The organism is Pseudomonas sp. RV120224-01b, assembly GCF_003208145.1.
GTDB lineage: Bacteria > Pseudomonadota > Gammaproteobacteria > Pseudomonadales > Pseudomonadaceae > Aquipseudomonas > Aquipseudomonas monteilii.
This window is the reverse complement of the sequence record NZ_QKMQ01000001.1, coordinates 603,664-618,996: the sequence shown is the minus strand read 5'-3', so window position 1 is coordinate 618,996 and position 15,333 is coordinate 603,664. Positions and strand designations below refer to the sequence as shown.

Below are 15,333 nucleotides of genomic sequence, written 5' to 3'. Positions count from 1 at the left end.
AGCGTTTTCTGCAGCTGCGCAGTCTGCTTGTGTGGGTGCTAACGTCGCTGGGCTGTGATCAACCACAGCAGGTAACACCCACCCAAAACCCCGGTCACCAGCCCCACCGGCAATTGCGCCGTGGCCGCCAGGCGCTGGCTGAGCCAGTCGGCCACCAGCAGCAACGCCGCGCCCATCAAGGCAGCACACACAAGCGGCACCCCCGCTGTACGCGTCAGCCGCCGTGCCAATTGCGGGCCGGCCAGGGCGATAAAGGCAATCGGCCCGGCCGCAGCAGTGGCAATTGCCGTAAGGCCAACCGCAGCCAGTACCAAGCGCAACCGCGAACGCTCCACCGCCACCCCCAACTGGCTGGCCGTGCCATCGCCCATCTCCATCAGCGCCAGTTCACGGCTGTGCAGCACGGCTACCGGCACGATCAGCGCCAGCCCCAGTGCGGCGGGCAGCACATGGGCCCAGGTACGCGTATTGAGCGAGCCGGCCAGCCACAGCTGGGCGAACAGCGCCTGGTCGAGGTCGCCGGTTACCAGCAGCAACTGGTTCAAGCCCGACAGCGTGGCGCCCATGCCGATGCCCACCAGTACCAGCCGGTAACCCTGGCCACCCTGCCCGCGACGGGCCAACAGCAGCACCAGCAGCGCCGTGAGCATGCCGGCAGCCACCGCCGCCAAGGCCGTGGCCACGGGGCCTGCATCGAACAGGATGATCTGCACGATGGCTCCACTCGCGGCGCCAGTGGTAAAACCGATGACATCGGGTGAACCCAGGGGGTTACGGGCGATTGACTGGAAGATCGCCCCGGCCATGCCCAGCGCGGCCCCCACCAGCATTGCCGTGAGCACCCGCGGCAAACGCACGCGGGTAACAATGCGCTGCACCGTCTCGCTGTCGCCCTGCCCCAGCAGGCTGGCCAATACCTGGTCCGCACCAATCGGCAGGCTACCCGTACCGAGCAGCAGCACCGCCAGCGCCATCACCAGCAGCACCAGTGCGCTGCCAACCCAAACCGCCCGGGGGCTGAAACGCAGGCTGACAGGCCCGCGCCTGAACGCCCGCAAACCCTTTACAGCTGACATAGACGAAACCTGCCGATCAGTACGATAAAGGCCGGCCCACCCAGCAACAGCGCCAGGGTGCCGGCGGCCAGTTCTGCCGGCGCGGCGAGCACGCGGCCAAGCAGGTCGGCGCCCAATAGCAACAGGGCAGCGATCAGCGCGGCGTACGGCAGCATGCGCCGGTAGTCGGGCCCAACCAGCAAGCGTGCCAGGTGGGGTGCCACCAGGCCGACGAAACCGATCGGCCCGGCGATTGCCGTCGCGCTGCCGGCCAGCAGCATCAGCGCCACGCAGGCCAGCGCCCAGGTCATGCGCACATTCACACCCAACGCCCGGCCCAGATCACGGCCTAGCGCCAAGGCATTGAGGCGTGGCATCAAGGCTGCGGCCAAGGCCAAGCCCAAGGCGATGGCCAAGGTCGGCAATGGCAATGCAGCTGTGCTGCTGCCCGCCAACGAGCCTGCCGCCCAATTGCGGAAATGGTCGTAGACCTGCGGCGGGGTGTTGAGCACGAGGATGGCCGTGAGCGAAGCCAGCAGCATGCTCAGCCCCGCTCCGGCCAGCACCAGGCGTACCGGGTTGCCGTCCACCGCCCCCGCCTGGCCCAGCAGGAACACGGCAATACCGGCAATGCCCGCGCCGAGGAAGGCCAGCGGGATGTACTGGCTGACCTGGGTCAGGCCAAACAGCGCAACGCCGAGAATCACCGCCAGCGCGGCGCCAGCATTGACGCCCAGCAGCCCAGGCTCGGCCAACGGATTACGGGTCAGTGCCTGCATCAAGGTGCCCGCCGCACCCAGCGCCAGCCCGGCGAGCAACGCCACCAGCGTGCGTGGTACGCGTAACTCACGCACAATCAGGTGCTCGTCGTTATGCAGGTCGGGTTGGTAGAGGGCATCGAACACCACGCCGAAGGCAATCGGGTGAGAGCCGATCAACAGGCTGGCCAACGCCGCCACCAACAGCAACAAAAGCCCCGCCAGCAGTGCAGGACGCAAGGTCTGGCCGGCCATGGTCAGCGGAAGTAACCGGCAACGGTGTCGAGCATCTGCCGCCCGGAGTAGTAGTCGATGCGGAACGAACTGGGCCCCAGTGGGTAAACGCGCTGGTGTTGCACCGCCGGCAGGTTGGCCAGCACCGGGTCGTTGCGAAATGCCTGGGCGTCTTTGTCATCGGCGCTGAGCAGGAACACATCGGCATCGCCGATGGCAGCGGCCAGGTTTTCGCGGGAAATGAACTGGAACTCGGTCGCACGAATGACCTGCCCGGCCATCGTTTCAGGCAGCTCGCGCACCTGGAAGCCAAGTGCGGTCAGCAGCCGCGCCTGCGGGCTGATGGTACGGCCAATGGAATAGCTGCCACCGATGTTGTAGCCGATCAGCACCACCGGCCTGGGTGAAGGGTGCAAGCGCGCGGCGGTTGCACGGGTGTAGTCGTCGAACTCTTGAATCACGGCCTTGGCCTGCTGTTGCAACCCGGTTTTTGCGCCCAGCTCGGTTGCCAGCTCCTGCCAGGACTGGTTGGAGTAATTCACCACCAAGGTCGGCACACCTTGGGCCTTGAGTTCAGCCAGGTGCGGTGCAGCACTGTCGGCCCCGGTGGCAGACACCACCAACAGGTCGGGCGCGCTGGCCACCACCGCCTCGATGTCGAACTGCAAGTTGCGGTACAGCACCTGCACATCACGCTGGTCGGCCACGGCAGCCCATTGCGAGAAGAAGCCTTTGCCATCGGTCAGGCGGCTGGGCGTGGCGGCGGCGCTGGCCACCAGCGGCGCCTGCATGGCCAGCAGAATGCCGGTCACGCTCGGGGTGGTGGAGACAATGCGCGCAGGCGCGGCCATAGCGCAGGGGATTACCCCGGCAAACGCCAGGGCGACAGCGGCCAGTGCTGCACAAACTCGAAAACGCTTCATCGATTGGCTTCGCTCAGAGGGAATCAGCTGCGCATGATAATACTTCTCATGCAGATAATTCCATCATGTAGAATACGTTCCGCAAAATGCGCACGACCAAGGACCGACCATGAACCCTCGCCTGCAAGCCCGCGCACTGACCCTGCGCCGCGATACCCGAACACTGTCGCGCGACCTGTCGCTGGACATCCCCGATGGTGGTTTCACCGTGATCGTCGGCCCTAATGCCTGTGGCAAATCGACCCTGCTGGCGGCGCTCTCGCGGCTGGTGGCACCCAGTTGCGGCCAAGTGCTGCTCGACGGCCAGGACATCCAGTCGCGCCCCGCCAAGGATGTGGCCCGGCGCCTGGCCCTGCTACCCCAGAGCGCCAACGCACCGGACGGGATCCGTGTGGCTGAACTGGTCGCGCGCGGGCGCTACCCGCACCAGCGCCTATGGCGGCAGTGGTCAGTCGAAGATGAGCAAGCGGTGCAGCGGGCGATGCACGCGACCGGCATCGAAGAGCTGGCCGAACGGCCGCTGCAGGCACTGTCTGGTGGCCAGCGCCAGCGCGTGTGGATTGCCATGGTGCTGGCCCAGGACACGCCGCTGCTGTTGCTGGACGAACCCACCACTTACCTGGACATTGCCCACCAGTACGAATTGCTGGAGTTGCTGCGCGACCTGAACCGCCAAGGCCGCACCATCGTGGCGGTGCTGCACGACCTCAATCAGGCCTGCCGCTATGCCAGCCACCTGGTAGCCATGCGCGATGGCGCCATTGTCGCCCAGGGCGCACCGGCGCAGATATTTACCGAGGCGCTGGTGCAGCAGGTGTTCGGGTTGTCGGGGCTGGTGATTGACGACCCGGTGAGCGGGACGCCGATGCTGGTGCCGCGTGGGCGTAGTGAAGCGTTTTAAGGCCGTGCGCCCTTGGGGTGCGCAGGCCTTGGTTACGCTTACTCCGGCAGTACCGGCGCTGGAGCCCCCAGCATGCGCCCACCGGTTGCCTGGTTGACCAACCCCGCTTCATGGAACAGCGCCTGCCGATCCTCCGGCGTGCGCAGTTGCCCAAGGTCGGTCACCGTGGTCATCACGCACACAATCTCCTGCTGCGCATCGAACACCGGCGCCGCCTGCCCGGTGACGCTCGACAGCAAGTGGCTGGTCAACTCGGCCCAGCAATGCTGGCGGATCTGCTCCAGCACCTTGGCGCTGGGCGGCGTGCCGCGAAAATGCGCAGGCTGCAACTTGCGTGCAGCATCGATGGTGGCCTTGGGCAGGAACGCCTGGAAGATCAGCCCACAGGCCGTGTTGTCGATGGGCAGGATATCGCCCAAGGCCAAGGGGTTGATCGAAAAGTAGGCGCTGCGGTACCAGCGCACCAGGGTCGGCCCACGGTCGGTCCAGATCGCCACCCCGCCGCTGGCGGCATGCCGCTGGGCCAGGCCCTTCATGTGCCGGGCGGCAATTTCCACGGCGTCCACCCGCTTGAGGGCGCCAATGCCGATGCTGAGCGCGGCCGGGCCCAGGTCGTACAGCGCGCTGGCCGGGTCTTGCCGGGCCAGCCCTTCCTTCACCAGGCTTTGCAGGTAACGGTGCGCCGTAGAGCCGCCAGTACCGGTGCGCCGGGCCACTTCACCCAGGCTCAGTTCGTTTTCCGCATTGGCCAGCACATTCAGGAACCGCGCAGCGATCGACACCGACTGGATGGTGCCGGAACGCTTCTCGCCCGGGCTCTCCGGCTCCGCGTCAGCGGGGGACTGCAAAGTGTTCAACAGGGCTATCTCCTCATTTCTGATTATCCGGCCAGGCGCCACCACGGTGGCCGGTTAGCGCGGCTGCCTATCATACCGCCAGCAGCCCCGGCCTTGCGCGGGCACTGACAGGTGCAGGCGACACCATACCACTTTGAGGAATAGATTCTTTATTGCGGAATGCAATGGCACCGTGATACCTTGCGCCGCAAACGAGGATCGTTCTCATTTGGAGGTTGTCTTGAAGTACCCTGCGCAACGTTCGTTCAGCCATGGATTCGGTGTGCTGACCCTGTCTACCCTGCTTGCTGCTCCCCACGCCCTGGCCGAACAAGCCTCTACCACCGGTAGCTCGCAACTGGTCCTCACCCCCGTTGTGGTCAGCGGTGAAAAGGTGGAACGTGACCTGCGCAACACGGCCTCGTCGGTGTCGGTGAAAAGCGCCAGCGAAATCGACAGCCTCAAGACCGGCAACGCCTCGGTGCACGAAGTGCTCAACGACGTGCCCAACGTGATCTACACCGATTCGGTGGGCGCGCCGATCATTCGCGGCCAGGACACCCAAGGCCCGAACAACGGCGCCAACGTGTTCTGGGGCGGTACCGTGCCACGCGCCACCATCAACCTCGACGGGCACTACCTGAACTACAACGAGATGTACTTCGGCGCGCCGTCTGTGTGGGACGTGGACAGCATCGAGGTGTACCGCGGCCCGCAAACCACCAGCCAGGGCGCCAACGCCATCGCCGGGGCCATCGTGGTCAAGACCAAAGACCCGACCTTCACCCCCGAGGCGGCCTACCAGGCCGAGATCGGCAGCTACCACTCGCGGCGTACATCGCTGGCAGTGTCCGGGCCGCTGACCGACAACCTCGCCGGGCGCATGGCGCTGGACTATTCGGCGCGCGACACCTTCATCGACTACACCAACCCCGCGTTTGCCAGCCACAACACCGACCAGGACTTCCGCGCCCTGAACCTGCGCGGCAAGCTGCTGTGGCTGCCCGAGGCGGTACCTGGCCTGGGCCTGAAGTACACCTTCGCCCACGGCGACTCCAACCGCCCCACCCAGGAAGCGGCCTCGCGCCCGTTCCACGACCTGGACCATACCGGCGCCACCATGCCCAGCTGGCACCAGCAGAGCAACACGCACATCGTCGACGTGGACTACGAGCTGGACAACGGCATGAAGCTGTTCAACCAGACCCAGTACTCGCTGTCCAACGTGCACCGGGTCATTGGCGTGGCGAACGGTGGCGACGCCGACATCCGCCAGAAGAACTTCTCCAACGAAACCCGCGTCACCTTCGGCGAGCAGCAGGACACCCTGAGCGGCATGGCCGGCCTGTACCTGGCCCGCACCGACTCGGACGAAATCCTGTATTACAGTGGTATCTCCGACTTCGATGACACCAAGCGCAACCTGGGCGTGTTCGGCGAAGTCAGCTACCGCCTCACCGACCGCTGGACGCTCACCACCGCCTTGCGCCTGCAACAGGACAAAATCCAGCGCAGCGGCACCTCGCCGTTCGCCGCCAACGGGCTGGACTACGACAAAACCTTCACCGCCTTCCTGCCCAAGGTGTCGCTGGCTTACGCCCTGACCCCGCAGTGGACCGTGGGCGGCATGGTCAGCCGTGGCTACAACCCAGGTGGTGTGTCGCTTAACCTCAGCAGCAAGCGCTTCGAGGAATTCGACGACGAGCGCATGTGGAACTACGAACTGTTCGCCCGTGCCAGCCTGCTGGACGACCGCCTGCACCTGAACGCCAACCTGTTCTACATGGACATGCAGGATGCCCAGTACAACATCCCGGTGGTGCTGGCCTCGGGCCTGACCCAGTCCTACACCATCAACGCCGAAAAGGCCCATGCCTATGGCTTCGAGCTGTCGGCAGACTACCGCGTGCTGGACAGCCTGACCCTGAAGGCCAGTGCTGGTGCCCTGCAAACCCGCATCGACGACATCGACGCCAACAGCAGCTATGCCGGTAACGAGTTCGCCCGTTCGCCCGGCTACACCGTCAGCTTCGGCCCAAGCTGGGACATTACCGACCGCCTCAACCTCAATGCCCAGGTGCGGCACATCGACGGTTACTACTCGGACGTGGCCAACACCAAAAGCTATGCCATCGACGGCTACACCGTGGCCGATGCCCGCATGAGCTACCGCTTCAGCGACCAGGTGCAGGTGTATACCTACGTCAAGAACGTGTTCGACGAACGCACCCCGACCTACATGCAGACCAACCGGGGGATCGGCGGGATCGAAGCGAGCATGACCGAGCCGCGCACCGTGGGTGTGGGCATCAAGGGGGCCTTCTGATGACATTCAGGAAAGGCCTGCACATCGGCATTTCGCTTGCCCCTACCTGGCTCAGCGGTGAGGGCTGGCGGCGCGCCGACAGCCGTGTCGAAACCCTGTTCGGCAGCGACTTCGCCATGGATATCGCCCGCCGCGCCGAGGCCGCGCACCTGGACTTCGTGTTCCGCCCCGACGTCAGTTGCGTGGTGGCCGATGCCCTGGAAAGCGGCTCGGGCTTCACCAGCCTCGACCCTACCGTACTGCTGGCCGCACTTACCCGCGAAACCAGCCGAATCGGCCTGGTGTCGACCATCTCGACCACCTTCTTCCCGCCGTACCTGGTCGCACGCCAGTTGCAGTCACTGAACTGGCTGAGCCAGGGCCGGGTGGGCTGGAACATCGTCACCGCCCTGCAGGGCCACGAAAACTTCGGCCTGGCCGCCATGCCCAGCGCCGAAGAGCGCTACGCCCGCGCGGCCGAGTTCACCGAGGTGGTGCAGCAACTGTGGCGCAGCTTTCCGCAACAGGCCCTGCGCATCGACCGCGAAAACGGTATTTATGCCGACCCGGCGCAGGTCCAGCCGATCAACCACCAAGGGGACTTCCTGCAGGTACAGGGCCCGCTCAACCTGCCCGAACAGGGGGCGCGCATTCCGCTGATCCAGGCCGGCGCATCCGACAGCGGCCGTGACTTCGCTGCCCGCGTCGCCGACATCGTTTTTGCACCTACTCCCGACCAGGCCGCCGCGGCGGACCTGCGCCGCGACCTGTCACGCCGCGCGCAAAAGCATGGCCGCCAGGCCGACGACATTCGCCTGCTGCCGGGCCTGAGCCTGTACCTGGCGCCCACTCGCCAGCAGGCACGCGAACTGTTCATGGACACCCACGCACGGGTGGACAAGGCACGCAAGTACGCGGCCATCGAGAAGATGATCGGCATCGACCTGGCCAACTGGCCGAGTGACCGGCGCATTCATGCAGCAGACCTGCCGCCACTGCAGTTGCTGCCCGGTGCCAGCCGGACCCATGTGAACCTGCTACGGCGCCTGATAGAGCGTGAGTCACTGCTGCCAGAAGAGCTGCTGATGCGCCCGGAAGTGCTGTCGGCGGCGCACTGGCAAGTGATCGGCACAGTCGACGATGCTGTCGCCGAGATTGCCGACTGGGCTGAGGCGGGGGTGATGGATGGTTTTATCGCCGCGCCGGGGGGCTCGTTCGGCTCGGTGTACCGCTTTCTGGATGAAGTGGTGCCGCGGCTGGTGGAGCGAGGGTTGTTCCGCGAACGCTATCACGGGGCCACGTTTGCCGAGCATCTGCAGCGGTATTGAAGGGCCAAGGGGGCGGGCTTGCGCCCCCATCCATCGAAAAAGCAACGCGACCCTGCGCTCAAGGCGCGCCTTTCCCCTCCACCGCCTTGGCGGTTTCAATCAGCTTGTCGAACTTGCGGTTCAATTGGGCAAACTTCTCGTCACTCTTGGCCCGGGCCTTGATGTTCCCGGCCGAGCTGGCCTTGTCGGCAATGGTCACCACGGTCCAGTCCCAGTCTTTGGAGACCCAGTAAACCAGCTCACCCTCTGCAGAAAACGCTTCCAGCCGGCCACCGGTATTCGGCACCCGCTTGGCCTGCTTCGTCATCGGCAGCAGTTGCTGGACCCGCACCTCGTCAGTGGTATCCAGCCGTACCTCGACCTGGCGAAGCTGGTCGGCTTCATTGAACGATGCTTTCACCTGTGACACGGGAACACCGCCCAGGCTGTAGTCGCTCTTGGGATTGGCGCCCTGATAAAACTCGGTGGGCACCTGATAGTGATAGCCCGTGAAATGCTCAACCTCACCGAACTGCTGCTGCAGAATGGCCAGGACCTGGGCCTTGGGCATGCCGAGGGTAAACTGGCCAACTTCAAGCGCCGACCAGGCTTGCAAGGGGAAAATCGCGCAGGCGAACAGGAGCGGTAAGGTCCGTTTCATGGGGTAGTCTTCCTTGAAGTAAGCCCGTCAACCTAACCCCTGCACGACAATCCGACAATACTGGCAGGGTGCCAAGCCCTCCCTGCCCCCGGCCTCAGGCTACTGCTTTGTCCAGGCCGCGCTCGGCTTCCAACGCCCGCACCAGCGGCAACACGTGCTCGCCGAAGTACGCCACTTCCTCCTGGAAATGCAGGAAGCCGGAGAGGATCAAATCCACCCCCACCGCCTTCAACGCGACGATGCGTTCGGCAATTTGCTGCGGTGTGCCGATCAGGTTGGTCTTGAAGCCGTCGTTGTACTGCACCAGGTCCTCGAAGCTGGACTTCGCCCAGTTGCCCTCGCCCTCCGGGCTGGCCGAACCGGCATGCTTGACCTCCTGGCCAAACGCTCGCACCGCCTCGGGGTTGGCCTTGTCGATGATCTCTTGCAGCACCGCACGCGCTTCTTCCTCGGTATCGCGGGCAATGATGAAGGCATTCACCCCGATCTTTACCGAGTGGCCGTTGGCCGCCGCCTTGGTGCGGATGTCGTCCACCTGGGCCTTGATCCCTTCCACACTGTTGCCGTTGGTGAAGTACCAGTCCGACACACGCGCCGCCATGTCCCGTGCCGCACGCGAACTGCCGCCCTGGAAGATTTCCGGGTGCGGTTGCTGCAGCGGCTTGGGTTTGAGGTTGTAGTTACGGAAGCGGTAAAAGTCGCCGTTGAAGGTGAAGTTGTCCTGGGTCCAGATGCCCTTCAACGCGCGGATGAATTCTTCAGAACGGCGATAGCGCTCGTCGTGATCCAGCCAAGGCTCACCGATGGCATGGAACTCGCCCTTGAACCAGCCCGAAACCACGTTGATGGCGATACGGCCATGGGTGAACTGGTCGATGCTCGCCAGCTGCTTGGCCGCCAGCGCCGGGTTCCACGGGCCTGGCAGGATGGCGGCGATGACCTTGAGTTTTTCCGTGGCGGCCAGCAGCGCGTGGCTGATGGTGACGGACTCATGCTGGTTGTCGGCGCCATAGCCCGCTGTGAAACGGATTTGCGACAGGGCGTAATCGAAACCGGATTTTTCCGCGATTTGCGCCAGCTTGCGGTTGTAGTCGATGTCCCAGCTGGTGCGCTGCTCGATGGTGCTGACCACCAGGCCACCGCTGACGTTGGGGACCCAGTAGGCGAATTTGATTGGGGCGTGGCTCATGGGGAGGCTCCTTGAGAATCCTTGGGGTTCAAGGAGGTGGGAGCAGCAAACATGCCAATCTATAAAATTCATATAAATCAATAATTTAAATAAATTAACAACCTGTCCGGGTGCACTTCAGACAGCAGACTGTCGATCCACTGTTGCCCCCGCAACAGCACGCCTGAGAGCCCCCGCCAAGCGTTCGGCGGTCAAGTAATTGTGCCCGATGGTCAAGCGACCATCCGCACTGACTGGGAGGATTACCGCAGGCCAGAAGGCCGTCAAAAACAATAACAGCAACCAGGAGAACCCCATGACTAGCTACCTGCAGGCCTACGCCCGCGCTGCCGACGACCCCGAGGGATTCTGGCGCGAACAGGCCGCCGCACTGGACTGGCATCGCTTCCCGCAACAGATCTTCACGGCCCGGGCCGATGGCAGCGGCCAGTGGTTTGCCGATGGCCAGCTCAACACCTGCCAGCTGGCCGTCGACCGCCACGTCGCCAACGGCGCAGGCGAACGCTGTGCCATCCTTTACGACTCACCGGCCACTGGCGTGCAAGAACGCATCAGCTATCGGCAATTGCAAACACGCGTGGCCCGCTGTGCCGGCATGTTGCGCGCCCTCGGGGTGGAGCGTGGTGACCGGGTGATCATCTACATGCCGATGATCCCCCAGGCGCTGGTCGGCATGCTCGCCTGTGCGCGGCTGGGCGCAGTGCATTCGGTTGTTTTTGGCGGGTTCTCCGCCGCCGAGCTGGCGGTGCGTATCCGCGACGCCCAGCCCAAGGTGCTGCTCAGCGCCAGCTGCGGCATCGAGTACGACCGGGTGGTGCCCTACAAACCGCTGCTCGATCAGGCCCTGCAACTGGCCGACGGGCATCGCCCGCACATCGTGATCGAGCAACGCGAACAGGCCCCGGCGCCGTTGCATGGCCCACGCGAACACGACTGGCAACACCTGCTCGCCCAGGCCGAGGCCGTCCCCGTGGTGCCGGTGAATGCCACCGACCCGCTGTACATCCTCTATACCTCGGGCACCACGGGTAAACCCAAGGGGGTGGTGCGTGACCACGGCGGGCATGCCGTGGCGCTCAACTTCAGCATGCAGGCCCTGTACGACGCACACCCCGGCGAGGTGTTCTGGGCCGCCTCGGACATCGGCTGGGTGGTGGGCCACTCGTACATCGTCTATGCCCCGCTGATCCGTGGCTGCACCACCTTGCTGTACGAGGGCAAGCCGGTACGCACGCCCGACGCCGGGGCCTTCTGGCGCGTGATCGCCGAGCACCGGGTGAATGTGTTCTTCACCGCCCCCACCGCCTTCCGCGCCATCAAGCGTGAAGACCCGCAGGTACAGCTGGCCGCCGGGCGCGACCTGTCCTGCCTGAAGGCCGTGTTCGTGGCCGGCGAGCGCCTGGACCCGCCCACCAGCGAATGGCTGCAGGGCTTTCTGCCCTGCCCGGTTGTGGACCATTGGTGGCAGACCGAAACCGGCTGGGCGATTGCCGGCAACCCGCGCGGGCTCGATGACCTGCCGATGAAAACCGGCTCGGCCAGCGTACCGATGCCGGGCTACCGGCTGGAAATCCTGGATGACGAAGGCCAGCCCGTTGGGTGCAACCGGCCAGGTAACATCGCCTTGCGCCTGCCATTGCCACCCGGCACCTTGAGCACACTGTGGGGCGACCCGCAGCGCTTTGCCGACAGCTACCTGAGCAGCTTCCCCGGTTACTACTGCAGCGGCGACGGTGGCTACCTGGATGAAGCGGGTTACCTGTTCGTCATGGGCCGGGTGGACGATGTGATCAACGTGGCCGGGCACCGGCTGTCCAGCGGCAGCCTGGAAGAAGCCCTGGGCGACCACCCGGCGGTTGCCGAATGCGCGGTAGTGGCCCTGGCTGAAGAACTCAAGGGCGAAGTGCCGGTGGGGTTCGTGGTGCTCAAGCACGGCGTGCAACCCGACCCGGCGCAGCTGGAAGGCGAACTGGTCGCCAGGGTGCGCGATGCGGTCGGCGCTGTCGCTTCACTACGGCGGGTGTTCATCCTCAAGCGCCTGCCCAAGACCCGCTCTGGCAAGATTCTGCGCAAAACCCTGCGCAGCCTGGCGGCAAGCCCCGAGGTCGCACTACCACCGACCATCGAAGACCCGGCCGTGCTGGATGAAGTGCGCGCGGTGTTCGAGCGGGCCGGCTGCTATGACGTGGCCCAAGGGCGCAAGGCGGCCACCGGGCACTGACCACGTACAACAACAAACCCCGCCAAGGCAGGCCTTGGCGGGGTTTGTTCGAACAGCCGGAATCAAGCCGCTACAGCTGGCGCAACACACGCTGCAAGGCACCCAGGAACTGCTCGACGTTCTGCGCCGAGAAGCACAACTGCGGGCGAATCTTCAGGGCATTGTTAGCGGCCCCCGACACACCAATCAGCATGCCTTCTTCGCGCAGCAGGTTGACGATACGCCGCGCCGTAGTGCCATCGGCAGCGCCCGACGGCGTTACCACGTCCACGCCAATGAACAATCCCGCGCCACGTACCTGGCCAAGGCAGGCATGCTCGCGTGCCAGGCCCTCCAGGCCCTCCTTGAGCTGGGCGCCCACCTGCCGGGCGTTCTCCTGCAGGCCCTCTTCCTCTATCACTTGCAGCACGGCCAGCCCGACGGCAGCAGACACCGGGTTACCGCCAAAGGTATTGAAGTAACTGGCGTTACGCCCAAAACGCTCAAGGATTTCCGGGCGCACCGTCAAGCCTGCCAACGGGTGGCCGTTGCCCATCGGCTTGCCCATGGTCACCAGGTCGGGCACCAGACCATGGCGCTGGAAGCCCCACATGTGCGTACCGGTGCGGCCGAAGCCGGGCTGCACTTCGTCGGCAATGAACAGGCCACCGGCAGCGCGAACGGCCTGCACCGCTTCAGCAAGGAAGCCGGCAGGGTCGGCGAACACGCCATCACTGGTAAACAGGGTGTCGACCAGCAGCGCCGCCGGGCGAATGCCATGGCGCTGCATGTCGGCCAAGGCAGCGCGCACCTGGGCAGCGAACCGTTGGCCGACCTGATGCGGTGCCTGCGGCAGGTGCTCAGGTGCATCGACCACGCGGATGTCACGGCCCAGCGGTACATACTCACCCACCGACGGCGACAGCTCGGCAATGGCCGCCGTCATGCCGTGATAGGCATAGCGGGTCACGATCACGCCAGTGCCCCCGGTATAGTCCCGGGCAATGCGCAGTGCCAGGTCGTTGGCCTCGCTGCCGGTGCAGGTGAACATGACATTGCCCAGTTGCGCCGGCATGGTCGCCAGCAGCTTCTCGGCATAGTCGAGCACGCCCTCGTGCAGGTAACGGGTATGGGTATTGAGTGCAGCCGCCTGCCCGGCCAGGGCTTCCACCACGCGCGGATGGCTGTGGCCGACCGAGGCGACGTTGTTGTACAGGTCGAGATAGGCCCGGCCTGCCGTGTCATACAGCCAGGTACCGGAACCGCGCACCAGGTGCAACGGGTTGTCATAGAACAGCTGATAGGCCGGCCCCAGCAGGCGCTGGCGGCGCTCGATCAGACGGCGCTCGGCAGCGTCCAGGGCCGCAGCCTGCTCGGGCTGGAAGGCATTCACTTTCAACATGGTCGGTCTCCTCAGGTGTCCTGGCGCGCGTCGTCCATGACGATGCTGCCGATGATGTGGTACTTGCGGCGGTCGAAGTAACGGAAGTACAAGGCGATTGAGCCACCCAGCGCGAAGCTGGAGGCGACGATCCACGGGATCAGCCGGAACAGCAGCGACTCGGCCGCACTGCCAGCGGCGAAACTGAGGTTGGCGAACAGCAGGTAAACCACGTACAGCATGCCGATGCCGCCCAGCAGAGGCGCCAGGAAGGTCTTGAACCAGTGCGCCTGGGCACGGCGCTGGGTGCCGACATGGAAGTAGCAGATCACGGCAAAGGCGCACAGCGCCTGGACGATGAGGATGCCCATGGTGCCGAGGATCGCCAGCAAGGCATACAGGTCGGCATACGGGTCTTTGCCCGTGAACAGAAACGCCAGCACGATCAGCGTGGCGATCACGCTTTGCACGGTCGAGGCCACATGTGGCGAGCCATGGCGTGGATGAGTGCGGCCAACGGTGCGGCCCAGGCATACGAACAGGTTTTCCCGGCCCAAGGCATAGATGTAGCGCGCCGCACAGTTGTGGAAGGCCATGCCGCAGGCGAACGAGCCAGTCACCACCAGCAGCTTGAACAGGCTCACGGCCCATTCGCCCAGGTACAGGCGGGTGGGCCCGTAGAACACTTCGGCAGCACTGGCCGGGTCCTGTGCCAGGCGAATGGCTTCGGCAGGGCCGGAGCCGGCGATGGCCATCCACGAAACGAACACATAGAAAACGCCAATGCCGATTACCGCCAGCAACGTTGCCAGGGGGATGATCTTTTTCGGGTTGCGCGACTCTTCGCCGTACATGGCCGACGACTCGAAACCGACCCAGGACCAGAAGGCGAAGAACAGGCCGATGCCGGCATTTGCGCCAATCACTCCTTCGGCCGGCCTAAAGGCGTTCAGCGGGTTGATAGACTCCACCGCCATGCCCTGCGGCCCACCGCCATGAAACAGCACGGCAAAGGCCATCAGTGCCAGCATCAGGATTTCCAGCACCAGGCACAGCCCGAGCACCTTGGCGGTGAGGGAAATATCGAAATAGCTGAGCACACCGTTGGCCACCAGCATCGCCAGGGCGAACACGATCCATGGCACATGCAGGCCGGCGACACTGGCCAGCAGGTCTTCACAGAAGAAGGCGAAAATGCCGACCAAGGCGGCTTCGAAAACGATGTAGGTCAGCGTCACGGCAAGCCCCGAGGCCATGCCCACAACCCGCCCCAGGCCATGGGAGATGAAGCCATAGAAAGCCCCGGTGGCGGTGATGTATTTGGCCATCTGCGCATATCCGATGGCGAACAGCGCCAGGATAATGGTCGCCACTAGGTAACCTGCGGGCGCGTACTGGCCATTGCCGCTGCCGATGGCAATCGGCACGTTGCCGAGCATGGCGGTGATCGGCGCCGCCGTGGCCACCGTCATGAACAGCACACCCATCAAGCCCACCGCGTTCTTGCGCAGGCGCTGTACCTCCTGGGGCTGTGCCTGGCTGTCGCGCCGCAGTTCCAGCTCACCACTGTAGGTCTCGCTCAT

General features: G+C 64.6%; 12 protein-coding genes. 4 read left to right on the top strand and 8 right to left on the bottom strand.

Annotated elements, in window-relative coordinates; all coding sequences use genetic code 11:
• Positions 1 to 38 precede the first annotated feature (38 nt).
• Genes N436_RS02910 through fepB form a run of 3 tightly spaced genes read right to left on the bottom strand, consistent with a single transcriptional unit; the run spans position 39 to position 2,970 of the window.
• On the bottom strand, positions 39 to 1,076 hold the full coding sequence (locus tag N436_RS02910) for an iron chelate uptake ABC transporter family permease subunit (protein ID WP_110740385.1): 1,038 nt from the start codon (positions 1,074 to 1,076) through the stop codon (positions 39 to 41).
• The gene (locus N436_RS02905; protein ID WP_105945174.1) at positions 1,064 to 2,068 is read right to left on the bottom strand and encodes an iron ABC transporter permease; all 1,005 of its coding nucleotides are present in this window, start codon (positions 2,066 to 2,068) and stop codon (positions 1,064 to 1,066) included. Before N436_RS02905 ends, N436_RS02910 begins: the two co-directional genes overlap by 13 nt.
• Before the next feature lie 2 nt (positions 2,069 to 2,070).
• On the bottom strand, positions 2,071 to 2,970 hold the full coding sequence (fepB, locus tag N436_RS02900) for a Fe2+-enterobactin ABC transporter substrate-binding protein (RefSeq protein ID WP_110740384.1): 900 nt from the start codon (positions 2,968 to 2,970) through the stop codon (positions 2,071 to 2,073).
• A gap of 109 nt (positions 2,971 to 3,079) precedes the next feature.
• On the opposite strand from fepB, the gene N436_RS02895 reads away from it, so the two are divergent.
• Positions 3,080 to 3,871, top strand: a complete 792-nt coding sequence (locus tag N436_RS02895; protein ID WP_110740383.1) for an ABC transporter ATP-binding protein — start codon at positions 3,080 to 3,082, stop codon at positions 3,869 to 3,871.
• 38 nt (positions 3,872 to 3,909) lie between these two features.
• Here N436_RS02895 and N436_RS02890 read toward each other — a convergent pair whose 3' ends face one another.
• On the bottom strand, positions 3,910 to 4,728 hold the full coding sequence (locus N436_RS02890) for an IclR family transcriptional regulator (protein ID WP_105945177.1): 819 nt from the start codon (positions 4,726 to 4,728) through the stop codon (positions 3,910 to 3,912).
• Between the two features lie 220 nt (positions 4,729 to 4,948).
• Between N436_RS02890 and N436_RS02885 the strand changes: the two genes are divergently transcribed.
• Together N436_RS02885 and N436_RS02880 are read left to right on the top strand one after the other, a co-directional pair.
• Positions 4,949 to 7,033, top strand: a complete 2,085-nt coding sequence (locus N436_RS02885) for a TonB-dependent receptor (protein WP_105945178.1) — start codon at positions 4,949 to 4,951, stop codon at positions 7,031 to 7,033.
• Positions 7,033 to 8,340 carry an NtaA/DmoA family FMN-dependent monooxygenase gene (locus N436_RS02880; protein ID WP_110740382.1) on the top strand — a complete coding sequence of 436 codons (1,308 nt, stop codon included), beginning with the start codon at positions 7,033 to 7,035 and terminating at the stop codon, positions 8,338 to 8,340. Before N436_RS02885 ends, N436_RS02880 begins: the two co-directional genes overlap by 1 nt.
• A gap of 58 nt (positions 8,341 to 8,398) precedes the next feature.
• Here the strand turns inward: N436_RS02880 and N436_RS02875 are convergent, their stop codons facing one another.
• Positions 8,399 to 8,980 carry a hypothetical protein gene (locus tag N436_RS02875; RefSeq protein ID WP_110740381.1) on the bottom strand — a complete coding sequence of 194 codons (582 nt, stop codon included), beginning with the start codon at positions 8,978 to 8,980 and terminating at the stop codon, positions 8,399 to 8,401.
• 94 nt (positions 8,981 to 9,074) lie between these two features.
• On the bottom strand, positions 9,075 to 10,169 hold the full coding sequence (sfnG, locus tag N436_RS02870) for a dimethylsulfone monooxygenase SfnG (RefSeq protein ID WP_110740380.1): 1,095 nt from the start codon (positions 10,167 to 10,169) through the stop codon (positions 9,075 to 9,077).
• 295 nt (positions 10,170 to 10,464) lie between these two features.
• Between sfnG and N436_RS02860 the strand changes: the two genes are divergently transcribed.
• Positions 10,465 to 12,390, top strand: coding sequence for an AMP-binding protein (locus N436_RS02860; RefSeq protein WP_110740378.1), 1,926 nt, complete (start codon positions 10,465 to 10,467; stop codon positions 12,388 to 12,390).
• Positions 12,391 to 12,460: 70 nt separating this feature from the next.
• Here the strand turns inward: N436_RS02860 and N436_RS02855 are convergent, their stop codons facing one another.
• Positions 12,461 to 13,771, bottom strand: coding sequence for an aspartate aminotransferase family protein (locus N436_RS02855; protein ID WP_105945182.1), 1,311 nt, complete (start codon positions 13,769 to 13,771; stop codon positions 12,461 to 12,463).
• Positions 13,772 to 13,782: 11 nt separating this feature from the next.
• Positions 13,783 to 15,333, bottom strand: a complete 1,551-nt coding sequence (locus N436_RS02850; RefSeq protein ID WP_218277632.1) for an APC family permease — start codon at positions 15,331 to 15,333, stop codon at positions 13,783 to 13,785.

Coding starts and splice junctions, on each gene's coding strand:
- N436_RS02910 (WP_110740385.1), bottom strand. CDS start 1,076: ATGTCAGCTGTAAAGGGTTTGCGGGCGTTCAGGCGCGGGCCTGTCAGC.
- N436_RS02905 (WP_105945174.1), bottom strand. CDS start 2,068: ATGGCCGGCCAGACCTTGCGTCCTGCACTGCTGGCGGGGCTTTTGTTG.
- fepB (WP_110740384.1), bottom strand. CDS start 2,970: ATGAAGCGTTTTCGAGTTTGTGCAGCACTGGCCGCTGTCGCCCTGGCG.
- N436_RS02895 (WP_110740383.1), top strand. CDS start 3,080: ATGAACCCTCGCCTGCAAGCCCGCGCACTGACCCTGCGCCGCGATACC.
- N436_RS02880 (WP_110740382.1), top strand. CDS start 7,033: ATGACATTCAGGAAAGGCCTGCACATCGGCATTTCGCTTGCCCCTACC.
- N436_RS02875 (WP_110740381.1), bottom strand. CDS start 8,980: ATGAAACGGACCTTACCGCTCCTGTTCGCCTGCGCGATTTTCCCCTTG.
- sfnG (WP_110740380.1), bottom strand. CDS start 10,169: ATGAGCCACGCCCCAATCAAATTCGCCTACTGGGTCCCCAACGTCAGC.
- N436_RS02860 (WP_110740378.1), top strand. CDS start 10,465: ATGACTAGCTACCTGCAGGCCTACGCCCGCGCTGCCGACGACCCCGAG.
- N436_RS02855 (WP_105945182.1), bottom strand. CDS start 13,771: ATGTTGAAAGTGAATGCCTTCCAGCCCGAGCAGGCTGCGGCCCTGGAC.
- N436_RS02850 (WP_218277632.1), bottom strand. CDS start 15,333: ATGAGCGAGACCTACAGTGGTGAGCTGGAACTGCGGCGCGACAGCCAG.